15 protein-coding genes are annotated in these 17,143 nt (G+C 64.8%); 10 read left to right on the plus strand and 5 right to left on the minus strand.

What is annotated here, in order from left to right:
- Window positions 1-6 precede the first annotated feature (6 nt).
- On the plus strand, window positions 7-696 hold the full coding sequence (locus OH705_RS19950; RefSeq protein ID WP_038706676.1) for an extensin family protein: 690 nt from the start codon (window positions 7-9) through the stop codon (window positions 694-696).
- Window positions 697-699: 3 nt separating this feature from the next.
- On the opposite strand, the gene OH705_RS19955 is transcribed toward OH705_RS19950, so the two are convergent.
- Complete coding sequence (locus tag OH705_RS19955) at window positions 700-1,320, minus strand: hypothetical protein (RefSeq protein ID WP_038706675.1); 621 nt, start codon at window positions 1,318-1,320, stop codon at window positions 700-702.
- A gap of 96 nt (window positions 1,321-1,416) precedes the next feature.
- Here OH705_RS19955 and OH705_RS19960 point away from each other — a divergent pair, with 96 nt between their 5' ends.
- From OH705_RS19960 to OH705_RS19995, 8 genes are all read left to right on the plus strand, one after another.
- Window positions 1,417-2,199: a class I SAM-dependent methyltransferase gene (locus OH705_RS19960; RefSeq protein WP_038706674.1), complete on the plus strand. Its 783-nt coding sequence runs from the start codon at window positions 1,417-1,419 to the stop codon at window positions 2,197-2,199.
- Between the two features lie 137 nt (window positions 2,200-2,336).
- Window positions 2,337-3,432 (plus strand): peptide chain release factor 2 gene (gene prfB / locus OH705_RS19965; RefSeq protein WP_104444985.1). Its coding sequence is split into 2 segments (ribosomal slippage): window positions 2,337-2,408 and window positions 2,410-3,432, totalling 1,095 coding nucleotides; the frame shifts between segments, so codons are not numbered across the junction.
- 92 nt (window positions 3,433-3,524) lie between these two features.
- On the plus strand, window positions 3,525-5,027 hold the full coding sequence (gene lysS, locus OH705_RS19970; protein WP_023630948.1) for a lysine--tRNA ligase: 1,503 nt from the start codon (window positions 3,525-3,527) through the stop codon (window positions 5,025-5,027).
- Between the two features lie 130 nt (window positions 5,028-5,157).
- Window positions 5,158-5,862: a TetR/AcrR family transcriptional regulator gene (locus tag OH705_RS19975; RefSeq protein ID WP_267302843.1), complete on the plus strand. Its 705-nt coding sequence runs from the start codon at window positions 5,158-5,160 to the stop codon at window positions 5,860-5,862.
- Window positions 5,863-5,891: 29 nt separating this feature from the next.
- A complete protein-coding gene (locus OH705_RS19980; protein ID WP_023632437.1) occupies window positions 5,892-6,440 on the plus strand; it encodes a hypothetical protein in 549 nt (182 codons plus the stop codon).
- A gap of 78 nt (window positions 6,441-6,518) precedes the next feature.
- Window positions 6,519-7,796, plus strand: a complete 1,278-nt coding sequence (locus OH705_RS19985) for a flavohemoglobin expression-modulating QEGLA motif protein (protein WP_023632436.1) — start codon at window positions 6,519-6,521, stop codon at window positions 7,794-7,796.
- Entirely contained in the window at window positions 7,768-8,691 is a 924-nt protein-coding gene (locus OH705_RS19990) for an alpha/beta hydrolase (protein ID WP_263160304.1), read from the plus strand. The genes OH705_RS19985 and OH705_RS19990 overlap by 29 nt, the downstream gene beginning before the upstream one ends.
- Window positions 8,688-9,017, plus strand: a complete 330-nt coding sequence (locus OH705_RS19995; RefSeq protein WP_023632434.1) for a hypothetical protein — start codon at window positions 8,688-8,690, stop codon at window positions 9,015-9,017. Before OH705_RS19990 ends, OH705_RS19995 begins: the two co-directional genes overlap by 4 nt.
- Window positions 9,018-9,065: 48 nt before the next feature.
- On the opposite strand, the gene OH705_RS20000 is transcribed toward OH705_RS19995, so the two are convergent.
- From OH705_RS20000 to OH705_RS20010, 3 genes are all read right to left on the minus strand, one after another.
- Window positions 9,066-9,827 carry a siderophore-interacting protein gene (locus tag OH705_RS20000; RefSeq protein ID WP_038706672.1) on the minus strand — a complete coding sequence of 254 codons (762 nt, stop codon included), beginning with the start codon at window positions 9,825-9,827 and terminating at the stop codon, window positions 9,066-9,068.
- Window positions 9,824-10,357, minus strand: coding sequence for a PadR family transcriptional regulator (locus OH705_RS20005; RefSeq protein ID WP_267302833.1), 534 nt, complete (start codon window positions 10,355-10,357; stop codon window positions 9,824-9,826). The genes OH705_RS20000 and OH705_RS20005 overlap by 4 nt, the downstream gene beginning before the upstream one ends.
- A 103-nt stretch (window positions 10,358-10,460) precedes the next feature.
- Window positions 10,461-13,580, minus strand: coding sequence for a biosynthetic peptidoglycan transglycosylase (locus OH705_RS20010; RefSeq protein ID WP_110605200.1), 3,120 nt, complete (start codon window positions 13,578-13,580; stop codon window positions 10,461-10,463).
- A 425-nt stretch (window positions 13,581-14,005) separates the two neighbouring features.
- Here OH705_RS20010 and OH705_RS20015 point away from each other — a divergent pair, with 425 nt between their 5' ends.
- Window positions 14,006-15,424 (plus strand): amino acid permease, encoded by a 1,419-nt coding sequence (locus OH705_RS20015; RefSeq protein ID WP_046854430.1) that lies wholly within the window; start codon window positions 14,006-14,008, stop codon window positions 15,422-15,424.
- Window positions 15,425-15,518: 94 nt separating this feature from the next.
- On the opposite strand, the gene OH705_RS20020 is transcribed toward OH705_RS20015, so the two are convergent.
- Complete coding sequence (locus tag OH705_RS20020; RefSeq protein WP_023632473.1) at window positions 15,519-17,138, minus strand: FMN-binding glutamate synthase family protein; 1,620 nt, start codon at window positions 17,136-17,138, stop codon at window positions 15,519-15,521.
- Window positions 17,139-17,143 lie beyond the last annotated feature (5 nt).

Here is a 17,143-nt window from a genome sequence, read left to right on the forward strand (position 1 = left end):
GGCTGCATGGGCAAAACGTTGACCGTACTGGCCAGCCTGCTGCTGGCCGTGCTTGTTGCCTGGTGGCTCGGTTGGCGCCCGGCGGATGCCTGGAACCCATGGGCGGTGCTGGATGTGCGGCAGCCGCCGAACCTGCTGACACCCTACAAGCTGTCGCGCCTGCGCGCCGACCCCGAGCTGTGCCGCCAGGCCTTGCAGACTTCATCATTGCGCTATCGGCCGCAAAGCGACAGCCCGGCGGCGGCCAACTGCCCGTTGCGCAACGTCTGGCGCATCGAAGGCGGGCAGGCGCGGCTCAGCAGCAGCTTCCTCGCCAGCTGCCCGCTGGCCGTGGCCTATGCGCTGTTCGAAGTGCATGGGTTGCAACCGGCTGCGCAGCGGGTGTTCGGCCAGCCAGTGACCCAGGTCGATCACCTGGGCAGCTTTGCCTGCCGCAACGTCTACCACCGCAAGCAAGGTCGGCTCAGCCAGCATGCCAGCGCCAATGCCCTGGATATCAGTGGTTTTCGCCTGCAGGACGGCCAGCGCATCGTGCTGGCGCGGGACTGGCAGGGAGACGGGCGCAAGGCGGACTTCCTGCGCCAGGTGCAGGAGGCGGCGTGCGCAAGTTTCAGCACGGTGCTGGGGCCGGAGTACAACGCCGCCCATCACAATCACTTCCATGCGGACATGGGTTTCTGGCAGATCTGCCGCTGAGGTTCAGGCGTGCAGGCGCACGTTGTTCAGCACAACCGGGCGCGCCCAGTGGATATCGAATTCCAGGTCGTTCTGCTGTTTGGCCAGCGTGCTGTCGTCGAAGGGCTCGGGCGCAGGGTCGAGCAGGCCGGTCTCGAACTCGGCGATGGGCAGGAACAGCGGGCGTGGCGTTGGGCCAGGGCCGGGCTCGGCGATGGGGTGGCCCTGGCTCATGACCACTGGACGCACCCAGCTGTTGTCGATGTCGAGCTGGCGTTGCTGCTCGATCAACTCGACGGTGTCGAAGGGCTCGGGGGCAGGTGGCAGCAGTTTGGCCTCGAGTTCCGCCTTGGGCAGGAACAGCGGCTCGGGTGGTGCCACCTCGGTGTCGTGAACCGGCAGGGCGCGCTGGGCATCGATCAGGGCCAGGGCGCGGGCGCCGCCGATCGGTTCGCCGCTCTCCTGGTCGCACTGCATCAGCGCCTGGCTGAAACCGTCGACTTCGCCTTCCTGTTGCTCTGCCATGGCGCGGGCAAAGAAATCCTGCCACAGGTGGCTGACGCCACCCAGTGCCTGGGTATTCTGTCGACCGTAGTTGCCGACGGGCGACAAGTAGGTCAAGCCAATGGGAAGAGTGTCTGTCATGGCAGTCGCGGGCGTTGTGCTCTGGCAGAATAGCGGGATATTGCCTGTATCGGCTCTGGCCGGGGTTACATTAATTTTTTTCGAGTGCGCGAATCGATGTTAGAGCAACAACAGGCGGCGGGTATCAGGGTCGAGGCGTTGGCCGCGCAATTCCAGGCGCAGGCCGAAGCATGGGCGCAGCGACTGGGCTTGCCGCTGGTTGACGAGGCGGCGGAGTTTGCCGTGCAGCTGGGCGCCGAGGGCCTGCAGATCCAGCAACTGGGGCCGCAGGCACCCGGGCCTGTGCGGGTGGATTTCGTCGAGGGGCAGGCGGCGCATCGACGGCTGTACGGCGGTGGCAACGGGCAGATGATCGCCAAGGCGGTCGGTATCGCCCAAGGCGTGCGGCCGCGGGTGCTCGATGCCACGGCGGGGCTGGGCAAGGACGCGTTCGTGCTGGCCAGCCTGGGCTGCGAGATGACCCTGATCGAGCGCCAGCCATTGATTGCCGCGCTGCTGGAGGACGGTTTGGCGCGGGCGCGGGGGGATGCCGAAATCGGCCCGATCGTCGCGCGCATGCAACTGCTGACAGGCAATGCCATCGAGCGCATGCGTGCGTGGGAGGGGGAGGCGCCGCAGGTGATCTACCTCGATCCGATGTTCCCGCATCGTGACAAGAGCGCGCTGGTGAAGAAGGAGATGCGGGTGTTCAGGCCGCTGGTCGGCGATGACCTCGATGCACCTGCCCTGCTCGAGGCCGCCCTGGCGCTGGCCACCCACCGGGTGGTGGTCAAGCGGCCGCGCAAGGCGCCGATCATCGAGGGAGGCAAGCCGAGTCACAGTCTCGAGGGGAAATCGAGCCGGTACGATATCTATCCCAAGAAGGCGCTGAAGGGGTGAATGTCGGTCGTTGACTCAATCTGTGGGTTGTGGCGACCCCTGCGCCCGGCGATACCGCCCGGCGGGTCTGCCGCGGTGGCGCAGACTCGGTTATACTCGCGGGCTTTTCACCGAATTCGCACGAGAGCTGCCCGCCCATGGAAATCCAACCGATCCTGAACACCATCAAGGACCTCACCGAGCGTTCCCAGTCTATTCGGGGGTATCTTTGACTACGATCACAAACATGATCGTCTGGTCGAAGTAAACCGCGAGCTGGAAGACGCCGCAGTCTGGAACAAGCCCGAGTATGCCCAGGCCTTGGGCCGTGAGCGCGCGATGCTGGCACAGGTGGTCGAGACCCTCGATAAACTGGCCAACGGTCTGTCCGACTGCAAGGACCTGCTCGACATGGCTGTCGAAGAGGGCGATGAAGGCGCTGTCGGCGATGTCGAGACCGAGCTGCAAGGGCTCGAGGAATCCCTCGCCCAGCTCGAGTTCCGTCGCATGTTCAGCGGCGAGATGGACATGAACAACGCCTATCTGGATATTCAGGCCGGCTCCGGCGGCACCGAGGCCCAGGACTGGGCCAACATTCTGCTGCGCATGTACCTGCGCTGGGCCGACAAGCGCGGCTTCGACGCCACCATCATCGAACTGTCCGAAGGTGAAGTCGCCGGCATCAAGGGCGCCACCGTGCACATCAAGGGCGAGTACGCCTTCGGCTGGCTGCGCACCGAGATCGGCGTGCACCGCCTGGTGCGCAAGAGCCCGTTCGACTCCGGCGCCCGTCGCCACACCTCGTTCTCGGCGGTGTTCGTCTCGCCCGAGATCGACGACAAGGTCGAGATCGAGATCAACCCGTCCGACCTGCGCATCGACACCTACCGCTCCTCCGGCGCCGGTGGCCAGCACGTCAACACCACCGACTCGGCGGTGCGTATCACCCACGTGCCGACCAACACCGTGGTGGCTTGCCAGAACGAACGTTCCCAGCACGCCAACAAGGACACCGCCATGAAAATGCTGCGGGCCAAGTTGTACGAGCTGGAGATGCAGAAGCGCAATGCCGCCTCGCAGGCGCTGGAAGACAGCAAGTCGGACATCGGCTGGGGTCACCAGATCCGTTCCTACGTGCTCGACGACTCGCGCATCAAGGACCTGCGTACCGGCGTCGAGCGCAGCGACTGCCAGAAGGTCCTGGACGGCGACCTCGACCAGTACCTGGAAGCGAGCCTCAAGCAGGGGCTGTAAGCATCACCGCCGTGGCGGGCCCGTGGGAGCGGGCTTGCCCCGCGATCCCTCACCCGCGAGGGCAACGAATACCTGATGGAAAGAATGACGACATGAGCGACCTCAAGACCGAAGCGCAAGACCTGCAACAGGAAGAAAACACCCTGATCGCGCTGCGCAAGGAAAAACTTGCCGCCGAGCGCGCCAAGGGCAACGCCTTCCCCAACGACTTCCGTCGCGACAGCTACTGCAACGACCTGCAGAAACAGTACGCGGACAAGACCAAGGAAGAGCTGGAAGCCGCCGCCATTCCGGTCAAGGTTGCTGGTCGCATCATGCTCAACCGTGGCTCGTTCATGGTCATCCAGGACATGACCGGCCGCATCCAGGTCTACGTCAACCGCAAGACCCTGCCGGAAGAGACCCTGGCCGCGGTCAAGACCTGGGACCTGGGCGACATCATCAGCGCCGAAGGTACCCTGGCCCGTTCCGGCAAGGGCGACCTGTACGTCGAAATGACCAACGTGCGCCTGCTGACCAAGTCGCTGCGCCCGCTGCCGGACAAGCACCACGGCCTGACCGACACCGAGCAGCGCTACCGCCAGCGCTACGTCGACCTGATGGTCAACGAGGAAACCCGCCACACCTTCCGTGTGCGTTCGCAGGTGATCTCGCACATCCGCAAGTTCCTCATCGAGCGCGACTTCCTCGAAGTGGAAACCCCGATGCTGCAGACCATCCCCGGCGGCGCCGCGGCCAAGCCGTTCGAAACCCACCACAACGCGCTGGACATGGCCATGTTCCTGCGCATCGCCCCGGAGCTGTACCTCAAGCGCCTGGTGGTCGGTGGTTTCGAGAAAGTGTTCGAGATCAACCGCAACTTCCGTAACGAAGGCGTTTCGACTCGTCACAACCCAGAATTCACCATGCTCGAGTTCTACCAGGCCTACGCCGACTACCGCGACAACATGGACCTCACCGAGGAACTGTTCCGCGAGCTGGCGCAGCTGGTGCTGGGCAGCACCGACGTGCCGTACGGCGACAAGGTGTTCCACTTCGGCGAGCCGTTCGTGCGCCTGTCGGTGTTCGACTCGATCCTCAAGTACAACCCGGAACTCACCGCCGCCGACCTGCAGGACGTCGACCGTGCCCGCGAGATCGCCAAGAAGGCTGGCGCCAAGGTGCTCGGCCACGAGGGCTTGGGCAAGCTGCAGGTGATGATTTTCGAAGAGCTGGTCGAGCACAAGCTGGAGCAGCCGCACTTCATCACCGAGTACCCGTTCGAAGTCTCGCCGCTGGCCCGTCGCAACGACGACAACCCGGCCGTGACCGACCGCTTCGAGCTGTTCATCGGTGGCCGCGAGATCGCCAACGCCTACTCCGAGCTCAACGATGCCGAAGACCAGGCCGAGCGCTTCCTGGCCCAGGTGGCCGAAAAGGACGCCGGTGACGACGAAGCCATGCACTACGACGCCGATTTCGTCCGCGCACTGGAGTACGGCATGCCGCCGACCGCCGGTGAAGGCATCGGCATCGACCGCCTGGTGATGCTGCTGACCAACTCGCCGTCGATCCGCGACGTGATCCTGTTCCCGCACATGCGTCCACAGGCCTGAGTGATCTGAACAAGCCGCCTTTCGAGGCGGCTTTTTCTTGCCTGAAACTTTATGTTGTTTCTACGGGCCCCGCGATGAGGCCGGTACAGGCAACCCACTGTTCGTGAGGTAAACCCGAGTGACCCCCGCCATGCCCCACCAGGGCGCCGCCGGCATCGCCACCGCCGTCGCCGAAAGCGTGCAGTACCAAGGCCGCAAGACCGCCCGACAGGGCAGCGAGCAACGCCGCCAGCAGATCCTCGACGCCGCCATGCGCATCGTCGTGCGCGATGGCGTGCGCGGTGTGCGCCACCGCGCCGTGGCCGCCGAGGCCGGCGTGCCGCTGTCGGCCACCACCTACTACTTCAAGGATATCCAGGACCTGCTGGCCGACACCTTCGCCCAGTACGTCGAGCGCAGCGCGGCCTACATGGCCAAGCTCTGGACCAACACCGAAGGCGTGCTGCGCCAGTTGCTGGCCCAGGGCGACGGCAGCCACGAGGCCCGGGCGCACCTGGCCGATGAAGTGGCGCGCATGCTGGCCGACTACGTGCTGCGCCAACTGAACAACCGCCGCGATTTCCTCATGGCCGAGCAGGCCTTCCGCCAGGAGGCGTTGCTGTGCCCGCGTCTGGCTGAACTCGTGCAGGCCCACGAGCAGATCCTGCTGCATGGCGCGCGCCAGATACTGCAGGTGGTCGGCTCGCGCCAGCCGGAAGAGGATGCCCAGATGTTGACGGCGATTATCGAGCAGATGGAATATCAGGGCCTGCTCAAGGATGCGAATGCGCAGGCCGATGAGCAGATGCTCGCTATCCTTGTCCGATACCTGCAGATGGTGCTGGCCTCGGCCTGAGTGGCGAACGATTTTTCAAGGAGAACCTGATGAAAGCCTGGCGTGTGGTGTTGTTGACCTTGTCATTCCTCCTGCTGGGCGGTTGTCTGGTGACCTTCGACGAACCGCTGCCGGCCAACCAGCCAGCGCCTAAGGCCCTACTCGGGCAGTGGAGCAGCAAGGACGCCTGGGGCCAGCCGCTCAAGCTGAGTATCAGCCGCGCCGGTGGCAACACCTACAAGGCAGTGGCCCGTGCCCAGGGCAAGGCGCCCCAGGAATACGTCTTCACCGTGGCTCGGCATGGCAACCGCTGGTACCTGTCGGCGGGCGTGCCCAAGCGGCTGGGTGGCAACTTCCTGATCGGCGGCTTCGAGGTAATCGACGGCAAGCAACTGGTGGTCTACAACCTCGATGTCGAGCAGGTCCAGCAGGCCGTGGACGAGAAGGAGCTGAGCGGACGCAGCACCCAGGTGCCCGAAGACAATGGCCCCGGCGTGCTGATCGACAGCCCGACGGAGCGTGTGCTGGCCTACCTGGACGACCCGGCCAACTCCGACCTGTTCGTCGAAGTGGCACGCTTCCAGCGTTCCGCCAAATAGCACTGAGCATACCGGCCTCCTCGCGGGGCAAGCCTACTTCCACGCAACGTTGCGACAGGCTTCAACAAGGAGTCCCCGGTGGACGAATACCAGCAAACCATCCGCAGCCTGTCCGATCGCATTGTCGCCACGCAGACCCCGATCCGTGTGCTTGACGCAGTGAAATGGGACGACGGCATCCGCCAGGGCTTCCTCAAGGCCAAGGGCAAGGAGCCGCCTGCGGTGGATCGCGCCTATTACCAGAACCGGCCGTTGTCGTTCGATTCCAGCGCGGTGAAGGCCGAGTTCCAGAGCATCGAGCGCGACATCACCCGGCAGCTGGGCCAGTTCAACCCGGTCGGCCAGATCATGCGGCGCATGTGCAAGGAGTACCGCATGGTGGTGCGTATGCTCGAGGCGCGAGGCACGGAGGATTTCGGCCTGATCTCCCAGGAGCTCTATGGCGCCGCCTCCGATGCCTTCCACGCCGGTGACCCGACCCTGGCCGACCTGGGCCTGATGCTCTCGGACTACCTGAACAACATCGACGGCCGCGGCGACCTGAAGGACGAGCCGAAGAATCTCACCGCCAAGGAAGCGGTGGAGATTCTCCAGCGGCGTTTGAACAAGGTGTTCGGTGAAGCCGAGGAAACAATCCGCGTGTTCGAGTCTGACGGTATCGTCGCCGACGCGGCGGCCGGTGCCGACTACATCAAGGTGCGCGCCGACGCCATGTTCAACAGCCGCGACGTGCGGGCCCTGGAGGTACACGAAGGGTTGGTGCATGTCGGCACCACCCTCAATGGCCTGAACCAGCCGATCTGCACCTTCCTGGCCAAGGGGCCGCCCTCGTCGACGGTGACCCAGGAGGGCCTGGCGATCCTCATGGAAGTGATCGCCTTCGCTTCCTACCCCAGCCGCCTGCGCAAGCTCACCAACCGCACCCGGGCCATCCACATGGTCGAGGAGGGCGCGGACTTCCTGCAGGTCTTCGAGTTCTTCCGTGGCCAGGGCTTCGAGATGGGCCAGAGCTACAGCAACGCCAGCCGCGTCTTCCGTGGCTCGGTGCCCAACGGCCTGCCATTCACCAAGGACTTGTCCTACCTCAAGGGCTTCATCATGGTTTACAACTACATTCAGTTGGCCGTGAAGAAGGGCAAGCTCGAACAGATCCCGTTGTTGTTCTGCGGCAAGACCACCCTGGAAGACATGCGCACCCTGCGCCAACTGGTCGAAGAGGGGTTGGTGGAGCCGCCCAAGTACCTGCCGGAACAGTTCCGCGACCTCAACGCGCTGTCGGCGTGGATGTGCTTCTCCAACTTCCTCAACCACCTGAGCCTGGACCGTATTGAAGCCGACTACGCGAACATTCTCTGACGCCTGCCGTCACCTCGCCTTCGGCCTCGGTTTGCTGCTGCTGGGGGGCTGCAGCAGCCTGCTGTTCTACCCCGAGCCGGGCCAGCCGTTCACTCCGGCACAGGCGCATTTGCAGTATCAGGACGTGAGCCTCGCCGCCGCCGACGGCACGCGCCTGCACGCCTGGTGGATCCAGGTGCCGCAGGGGGTCGAGGTCAAGGGCACCGTGCTGCACCTGCATGGCAACGGCGGTAACCTGGCCTGGCATCTAGGGGGCAGCTACTGGCTGCCGAAAGAGGGCTACCAGGTGCTGATGCTTGACTATCGCGGGTATGGGTTGTCCCAGGGCAAACCGACGTTGCCCGAGGTGTATGGCGACATCGGCGCGGCCCTGGACTGGCTGCACGCCGCTCCCCAGGTGCAGGACAAGCCGCTGGTGCTGCTGGGCCAGAGCCTCGGCGGGGCGATGGCCATTCACTATCTGGCACAGCATCCCGAGCAGCGTCGGCGTTTCAGCGCCTTGGTATTCGACGGTGTGCCGGCCAGCTACCGGGCCGTGGGGCGTTATGCCCTGAGTACCTCGTGGATGACCTGGCCGCTGCAGGTGCCGCTGTCGTGGCTGGTGCCCGATGGCGACAGCGCGATCCACTCGATCGAGCGTCTGGACAGCCCGCCGAAGCTGTTCTTCCACAGCATCGACGACAACCTGGTGCCGCTGGACAACGGCCTGCGCCTGTACCGACATGCACCACCGCCGCGGGTGCTGCAACTGACTCGTGGTGATCATGTGCAGACCTTCGCCGACCCGACCTGGCGCCAGGTGATGCTGCGCTTCCTGGACGATCCCACGCACTTCAACGGCCTGCGTCGGCTGGCCGAAGTACCCAACTATCCTGACGAGAAGAACAAGCAATGAGTGAAGAACGCAACGCCATCCCACTGATCCTGACCGGTGTCGGCAGCATCATCGTGACGGTGGGAGCCCTCTGGTACTACGGTTACCTGCATTTCGCCAAGCCGGAGGACGCCCTGTTGCTGCAGGACTTCACCATGCTCAAGACCATTCCCGGCGAGGACTACAAGCTCTCGCTGACCCCGGCGCCGCAGGTGGCGCAATGCATCGACGGCGTGCTGGTGCTGTTCGATACCCAGCAGAAAGGGCTGACCGGCGTGCTGGTGGACAACCGCAAGCGCGCGGTGCGCTGCGCCGGGCAGGAGACGCCGCAGCAGGAGCTGCAGTAACAGGCCCCCTGGCAACGGGCTTGCCCGCTGCCACAGGCCCGGCCGGCGTCATTCGTCGTCGGCAGTGCCGTCGGCCCGCCAGTAGGCGGCAGCCTTGAGGGCGTCTTCCTGCACGCCCTTTTCCAGCAACAGCGCCTTGGCCTGCCGGGTCAGTGCCTTCTCCAGCGCCACCCAGCCATACAGCCGGCCCTGGGGCAGCGCCAGGTGCCTGACCCGCTCCAGCAGGTCTTCTGCATGCCGGCGCACCCAGATCACCTCCACTTGCGCCTTGCTGGCCAGTGCCTGGCGCTCTTGCTCGTCCTCGATCTGGATCACCGCCAGTACCTGGCGCCCCGCCGGCAATTCTTCAAGGCGCCGGGCGATGGCCGGGATTGCGGTTTCGTCACCGATCAGCAGGTAGCTGTCGAAGATGTCCGGCACCACCATCGAGGCGCGTGGGCCGGCGATGTCCAGGGTCTGGCCGGGCGCCGCCTGGGCGGCCCAGGTGGAGGCGGGGCCGTCGCCATGCAGGACGAAGTCGATATCCAGTTCAAGGTTCGCCAGGTCGATACGCCGTGGCGTGTACTCGCGCATGGTTGGTCGGGCGCCGCCGTCGCGGCCGAGGTTGCGGGCCTCAATGGCCTGCTGTTCTTCGGGCGTGCAGGCGAACAGCAGCTTGATGTGGTCGTCGCTGCCGACGCTGGCGAAGCCCACCAGCTCCGCGCCACCCAGGGTGATGCGGCGCATGCGCGGGGTCAGGTCGGTGACCCGCAGCACGTTGAGGCGGCGTTGGCGGATCTCGTGGTTGACGCGGTGGATGGTGTTGCTCATGGGGTGTTCTCCGTAGCAGGGATGGCCGGCCCGGAGGCGATGGCCTTGGCGGTTTCGTTGAGCAGGTTGCGCACCCGCTCGATCTCTTCGGCGCTCCAGCGGCCGTTGTGCATGTGCAAGGCATGGCGCAGGTTGCCGACGGCTTCGTGGATTTCCGCGGGGCGGTCATGACCGCGCAAGGCACGCTTGCTCACCTCGATGCGCATGCGCACGCCGTCGAGGGCGACGGCCTGTTCTGCCAGGGCGCTGCGACCTGCATCGGTGATGGCGTAAAGGCGCTTGCTGCCCTGGATGGCGCCGGTGACCAGCTCGGCTTCCTCGAGGTAGCTGAGGGTCGGGTAGATCACCCCGGGGCTGGGGCTGTAGCTGCCGTCGAAGAGGCTCTCGATCTGGCGGATCAGGTCGTAGCCGTGGCCCGGTTGCTCGGCCAGCATCGACAGCATCAGCAGTTTCAGGTCGCCCGGGGCGAATACCCGTGGGCCACGTTCGCCGCGGCCGGGGCGGCGTTCGAAGGGATCGTGGTCACGCATGGAGAGGGCTCCGTCTGTTTAGATATATCGCAAGATATTACTCAAGATATATCTAAAGACAAGTCTTCAAATGCAGTTGATTATCATCTGTTTTCTTGATGATTCACGACTGGCCCGCCACCTGCGGCGCCTTGCAGGCGGTTGGGTTGCCTGGTTCCAGGTAGGGCATGAGGATCGGCGCCATGCCCTTGAGCACCTGCACCGGCAGTGCCGAGGTAAAGGTGAAGGCCTCGGCCGTGCGCCCCGGAACGAACGCGGTGAGGGTGCCGAAGTGGTTGTCGCCGAGAAAGAACACGAAGGTGGCGGTGCGGTTCAGCGAGCGCGAGCCGATCAGCCGGCCGCCGGCGCCGAAGCTTTCGATACGGTTGTCGCCGGTGCCGGTCTTGCCGCCCATCACCAGCGGCGTGCCGTCGTGCAACTTGAAGCTGCCGGAGATGCGCCGCGCGGTACCGGCATCGACCACCTGCGACATGGCGCCCTTGAGCGCCCGGGCGACCTCGACGGGCAATATCCGCTGACCGCGGTCCGGATCGCTGATCAGTTGCGTCTCGTACGGGGTGTTCTGGGCGAAGTGCAAGGTGTCGATGCGCAGGGTCGGCAGGCGCACGCCATCGTTCTGGATGATCCCGACCAGTTCGGAGAGGGCGGCCGGCCGGTCGCCGGAGCTGCCGATGGCGGTCGCCAGCGACGGCACCAGGTGGTCGAACGGATAACCCACGCGCTTCCAGCGCTGGTGGATGTCGGTGAACGCCTCGATTTCGACCATGGTGCGGATGCGGCTGTCGCGGGCGCCCTGGTGGCGGCTCTTGAACAGCCAGCTATAGACCTCCTGGCGTTCGAAGCGGCTGGCGTTGAGGGCGTCCTTGAGCGATGCGCCAGGGTTTTTCAGCAGGTAGCCGAGCAGCCACAGGTCCAAGGGGTGGACCTTGGCGATGTAGCCCTGGTCGGGCAGGTCGTACTTGCCCGGGCCATAGGCCTCGTACATCTCCACCAGACGGCCATCGGTGAGCTTGGCCATGGCCTTCTTGTCGTCCTTGCTGTGGGCGCGGACGAAGGCGTTGAAGGTTTCCTGGCCGGCTTCGGGGAACAGGTAGCGGTGCACCGCGGCCAGGCGCTGCGGGGTCACGCGCATGCTGTCGAGGAAGGTGTCCAGGCGCTGCTGCGAGGTCTTGCGCTGGTATTTCTTCCAGAAGCGCATGGTGTAGTTGGAGCCTTCGCGGTCGGCGAAACGCGCCAGGTATTCCTGGCGGCGCGGGTCGCTGTCGTCCCTGAGCAGCGGCTCGCGATTGAACGGCTGCTGGTAGGTGACGTAGCGCACGATGTCGCGCATCAGGCGGATGAACGGCAGGTTGATCGACTCGCGCAGGGCATCCTTGAGGGTCGGGTTGCGGTTGTTGTCTTCCTTGCGGAAGTTGTTGAACACGTGCATGCCGCCGCCGGTGAAGAAGGCTTCGCCGGTGTTGGCCGAGTACTTGCGCTCGAGGGCTGCATCGAGCATGGCGTCCAGGCTCTGGTTCTTGCCGTTCTGCATCAGCCATTCGAGTGACCACTGGCTGATGCGGTCGAGCTCGGCCACCGGGACTTTCTTCAGTTCGGCGGCGGGTTTGCCGGCGTATTTGTCGTGCAGCTCGGCAACGATTTCCAGGTAGGTGGTAAGCACCCGCAGCTTGGCGGTGGAGCCCAGTTCAAGCTTGCTGCCTTCGTTGATGTCGAAGGGCTGGTTGGTGCTGTCGGTCTGCACCCGTACCCGCGAGCCGTCGGCGGTGCGTTCGAACAGGGTGAAGCTGTAGCTGACCTGGTCGGTGGTCTTGCTGGTCAGCAGGCGTTCGCCGATCAGGCCGAGCTGTGCGGCGAACGCCGGGTCGGCGAGGTTCTTCAGATACTGGCTGACCTGCACTTGCAGGTCGGCCTGCAGGGTGCTGGTGGCTGACAGGTCGAGGCGGTCGAGGTCGTACAGCGGCCGGTTGAGCATGGCTGCCAGGCGGTTACGGGCCAGGCTGATGCCTTTGTTGGTGATGATCGGCACGATGGTCGGCTGGGCCACCCAGTCGCGGTACACCGCCTTGCTGGCAAGGGCAGCGTCGGCCAGTGGACGGTCGATGACTGCGTTGGCGGCGAGTACCCGTATATGCGAATCGGTCAGTTCCGCCAGTTCGATGCGGCCCTTGGACAGGTAATGCGAGGGGCGGCGCTGGGCGATCATCAGCGACAGCACCTGGCGCAGGGCCAGTCCGCGCTCGGCCATGCTCTTGTCGTCGGTGGCGGTGGAGGTGAGGGCCTGGTTGACCTGATCGAAGTCGGCGCCGTACCACACCCGCAAGCCTTCCGCCATGCCGTGCACCTCACCGTGGCCAGGGACGGCCGACAGCGGCACGCTGTTGAGGTAGTCGCGCACGATGCGTTCGCGGGCCTCGGTGGTGTCGGGGCCGCCCTGGTAGGCGCGTACGCTGGCGGAGATCATCTGGCGGATCTTCTCGGCGCCGGAGACGGTCAGCCCGTCCGGCGAGTGGCGATACTTCTCAAGCTGGGTGGCCAGGGTGCTGCCACCGGCAGATTGGCCGGGCAGGGCCAGGTATTTGGCAATCTGGCTGTAGGCCGCCTTGGCGAAGCGGGGCCAATCCACCGCCGGGTTGTTCTGCGGGTCCTTCGGGTCGAGCAGGTCGCGGTTCTCGATGAACAGCAGGCTGTTGACCATCACCGGCGGGATCGCGGCGAAATTCGGATACAGGTGCTGCGGGTAGTTGTACTGGTAGAGCATGTCGCCGCGGCAGTCGGTGATCGACAGGCCAGCCTGGATCTTCTCCACGTAGGGCACGAACAGGCCGTGTTCGACGTAGTTCATCAGCGCCGGGGAGAAGCGCACTTGCTGGTTGATCAGGTAGTCGCGCTTGAGCAGTCGTGGCAGGAACTCGCCCAGGGCGCTGTAGCCCAGGCGTTTGTCGAACGGGCCGTCGCCCGGGTAGACGATGGCATCGCTCGGGCCGGGCTCCAGGGCATAGGTCAGGGTGCCGGCCAGGCGGCTGAATTCACGGGACTGCAGGCGCGAGGTCTGGAATTCGTCGTAGGCGGCCAAACCTACCGCCACCAGTGCCACCAGCAGGATAAGCAGGATCAGGCGCCACCACAGGCGGCGCTGACGTGGAGTCTTGGACAAGGGGGCTTCAGCCTGAGTTTCTTTGGGTGCTTCCGTTCTGGTTGGTTCCGATTGCCACAGTGCGCCCATAGTCTTGAGTCCGGCCAGGTGTTTTCGCGTTGCTTGCCTGAAGCTTAGACGGTGGCCGAGTTTGGTGAAAAATTTGTAAGTAGCTTCGGGGAATCACGTATGAACATGCGCCTTTGGTGCGACTTCCATTCTTCGGCAATGTTGCTAAGGTAGCTGCCCCATTCCTGTGCATGGGCGGAGCGAGGCCAGGATGCCCCTCCGGTGAAGGGGATTTGGCCGAGAATTCTCGCCAAATTTCCTGCTGTATATAGTGAAAAGCCCTACAAGCTGCTTCCTATACTGCTCGCCCCCTTCGACCCGTCGGTGCTGTGTGCCCGGTGGACAGGCCCGCCCACAAGGCGGCCTGGCGAGACGACGCCCCGCCTATCGGCGCGGCCGGTGCTGCACGAAGGTCAAATCCAATAACAAAATGAGGTTGTATTGCTATGCCAGTCGGCAACCACCCTGCCCAGGGCGAGTCCGCCCAGGGCGGCCCGCTCAAGCGCGAGCTGGGCGAACGGCACATCCGTCTGATGGCCCTCGGCGCCTGTATCGGCGTCGGTCTGTTCCTCGGTTCTGCCAAGGCCATCGAAATGGCCGGCCCTGCCATCATGCTTTCCTACATCATCGGTGGCCTGGCCATCCTGGTGATCATGCGCGCCCTCGGCGAAATGGCCGTGCACAATCCGGTCGCCGGGTCGTTCAGCCGCTACGCCCAAGACTATCTCGGTCCGCTGGCGGGCTTCCTGACCGGCTGGAACTACTGGTTCCTGTGGCTGGTGACCTGCGTCGCCGAAATCACCGCGGTGGCCATCTACATGGGCATCTGGTTCCCCGACGTGCCGCGCTGGATCTGGGCGTTGATGGCCCTGGGCAGCATGGGCGCGATCAACCTGATCGCGGTCAAGGCATTCGGTGAGTTCGAGTTCTGGTTCGCCCTGATCAAGATCGTCACCATCATCGCCATGGTGCTGGGCGGCATCGGCATCATCGCCTTCGGTTTCGGCAACGACGGTGTGGCCATGGGCGTCTCCAACCTGTGGAGCAACGGCGGTTTCATGCCCAACGGCGTGACCGGCGTGCTGATGTCGCTGCAGATGGTGATGTTCGCCTACCTGGGCGTGGAGATGATCGGCCTGACCGCCGGCGAAGCGCGCAACCCGCAGAAGACCATCCCCCAGGCCATCGGCTCGGTGTTCTGGCGCATCCTGCTGTTCTACGTGGGCGCGCTGTTCGTGATCCTGTCGATCTACCCGTGGAATGAGATCGGCAGCCAGGGCAGCCCGTTCGTGATGACCTTTGAGCGCCTCGGCATCAAGACTGCCGCCGGCATCATCAACTTCGTGGTGATCACCGCCGCGCTGTCGTCGTGCAACGGCGGCATCTTCAGCACCGGGCGCATGCTCTACAGCCTGGCGCAGAACGGCCAGGCCCCGGCCACCTTCGCCCGCACCTCGAAGAGCGGCGTGCCGCGCAACGCCTTGCTGCTGTCGATCGGCGCGCTGCTGCTGGGCGTGCTGGCCAACTACCTGGTGCCGGAGAAAGTGTTCGTCTGGGTAACCTCGATCGCCACCTTCGGCGCGATCTGGACCTGGGTGATGATCCTGCTGGCGCAACTGAAGTTCCGCGCCGGGCTCACCACCGCCGAGCGCAACGCGCTGAAGTACCGCATGTGGCTGTGGCCGCTGAGCTCGTACCTGGCGCTGGCGTTCCTGGTGCTGGTGGTGGGCCTGATGGCGTACTTCCCGGACACCCGCGTGGCCCTGTACATCGGCCCGGCATTCCTGGTGCTGTTGACGGCGCTGTACTACACCTTCCGCCTGGCGCCCAAAGAGGCGCAGGGTACGGTGAGTACCGCCTCCTGATGAACAAAGCCCCGGCCAGTGCCGGGGCTTTGTTTTCGTGTGGCGACCATCGTGGCCTGGCCTGGGAGCGGGCTTGACCTGCGATGAAGTCTGATCAGGCCGCTACCTCGCTGTGCGGCTCGAAGCTGTCCGCCCGCGCCAGCTGCCACATCCGCGAATAGAACTGCCCGTTCACCTCGCCAGTGAGTAACTCCCCCGGCTTGAGGAACACATGCATCTGCGAGAACAGCTTGATCTCGGTAGCCGAGATACGCCGCACCAGGTGCTTGGCCTCCAGTTGCGCTGGGTGCTCCAGCCCTGCGGCGGCGAGCATTTCGGCCAGGGCGCGCAGGGTGTTGTGATGGAAGTTGAACACCCGCTGGGCCTTGTCTGGCACCACCAGTGCGCGCTGGCGCAGGGCGTCCTGGGTGGCCACGCCGGTCGGGCACTTGTTGGTGTGGCAACTCTGCGACTGGATGCAGCCGATGGCGAACATGAAGCCGCGTGCCGAGTTGGCCCAGTCGGCGCCGATGGCCAGCACGCTGGCGATGTCGAAGGCGCTGACGATCTTGCCGCTGGCGCCGAGCTTGATCTTGTCGCGCAGGTTCAGGCCGACAAGGGTGTTATGCACGAACAGCAGGCCTTCGCGCAGCGGCACGCCGATATGGTCGGTGAACTCCACCGGGGCGGCGCCGGTGCCGCCTTCCTTGCCGTCGACGACGATGAAGTCCGGGAGGATGCCGGTTTCCAGCATGGCCTTGGCAATGCCCATGAACTCCCACGGGTGGCCGAGGCAGAACTTGAAGCCCACTGGCTTGCCGCCGGACAGCTCACGCAACTGGGCGATGAACTGCATCATTTCGATCGGCGTGGAGAAGGCGCTGTGACGCGACGGCGAGATGCAGTCCTCGCCCATCAGGATGCCGCGGGTCTCGGCGATCTCCCTGGTCACCTTGTGCTTGGGCAGGATGCCGCCGTGGCCGGGCTTGGCGCCCTGGCTCATCTTGATCTCGATCATCCGTACCTGCGGGCTCTGCGCCTGGGCGGCGAAGCGCTCGGGGTCGAAGCGGCCATCCGCGGTGCGGCAGCCGAAGTAGCCACTGCCCAGCTCCCACACCAGGTCGCCGCCGTGCTCGCGGTGGTAGGGGCTGATGCTGCCTTCGCCGGTGTCGTGGTGGAAGTTGCCCAGCTTGGCGCCCTGGTTGAGAGCGCGGATGGCGTTGGCGCTGAGCGAGCCGAAGCTCATGGCCGAGATGTTGAAGATCGACGCGGAATACGGCTGGGTACATTGCGGGCCGCCGACCACGACACGAAAGGCGGCCGGGTCGGCCAGCGGCGCGGGGCGCATGGAATGGCCGATGAATTCGAAGCCCGACTCGTACACATCGATCAGGGTGCCGAAGGGTTTGTCCGAGGCCTCGTTCTTGGCACGGGCATACACCAGCGAGCGCTGGGCGCGGGAGAAGGGCAGCGCATCGCTGTCGGACTCCAGCAGGTACTGGCGGATCTCCGGGCGGATGCCCTCGACCAGGTAGCGGATATTGCCGAGGATCGGATAGTTGCGGCGTACCGCGTGGCGCTGCTGCAGCAGGTCGAACACGCCGATCAGGCTCAGGACGCCGGTGGTCAGGGCGAACGGCCACAGCCAGTCGTGGGCGAGGAACGGCAGGCTGGCGAGGGTGAACAGCACGCAGGCGGCGAAGAAGGCGTAACGGCTGAGAAGTGACAGGCTCATACGGG

This window comes from Pseudomonas sp. BJa3, from assembly GCF_026343815.1.
Taxonomy (GTDB): Bacteria; Pseudomonadota; Gammaproteobacteria; order Pseudomonadales; family Pseudomonadaceae; genus Aquipseudomonas; species Aquipseudomonas soli.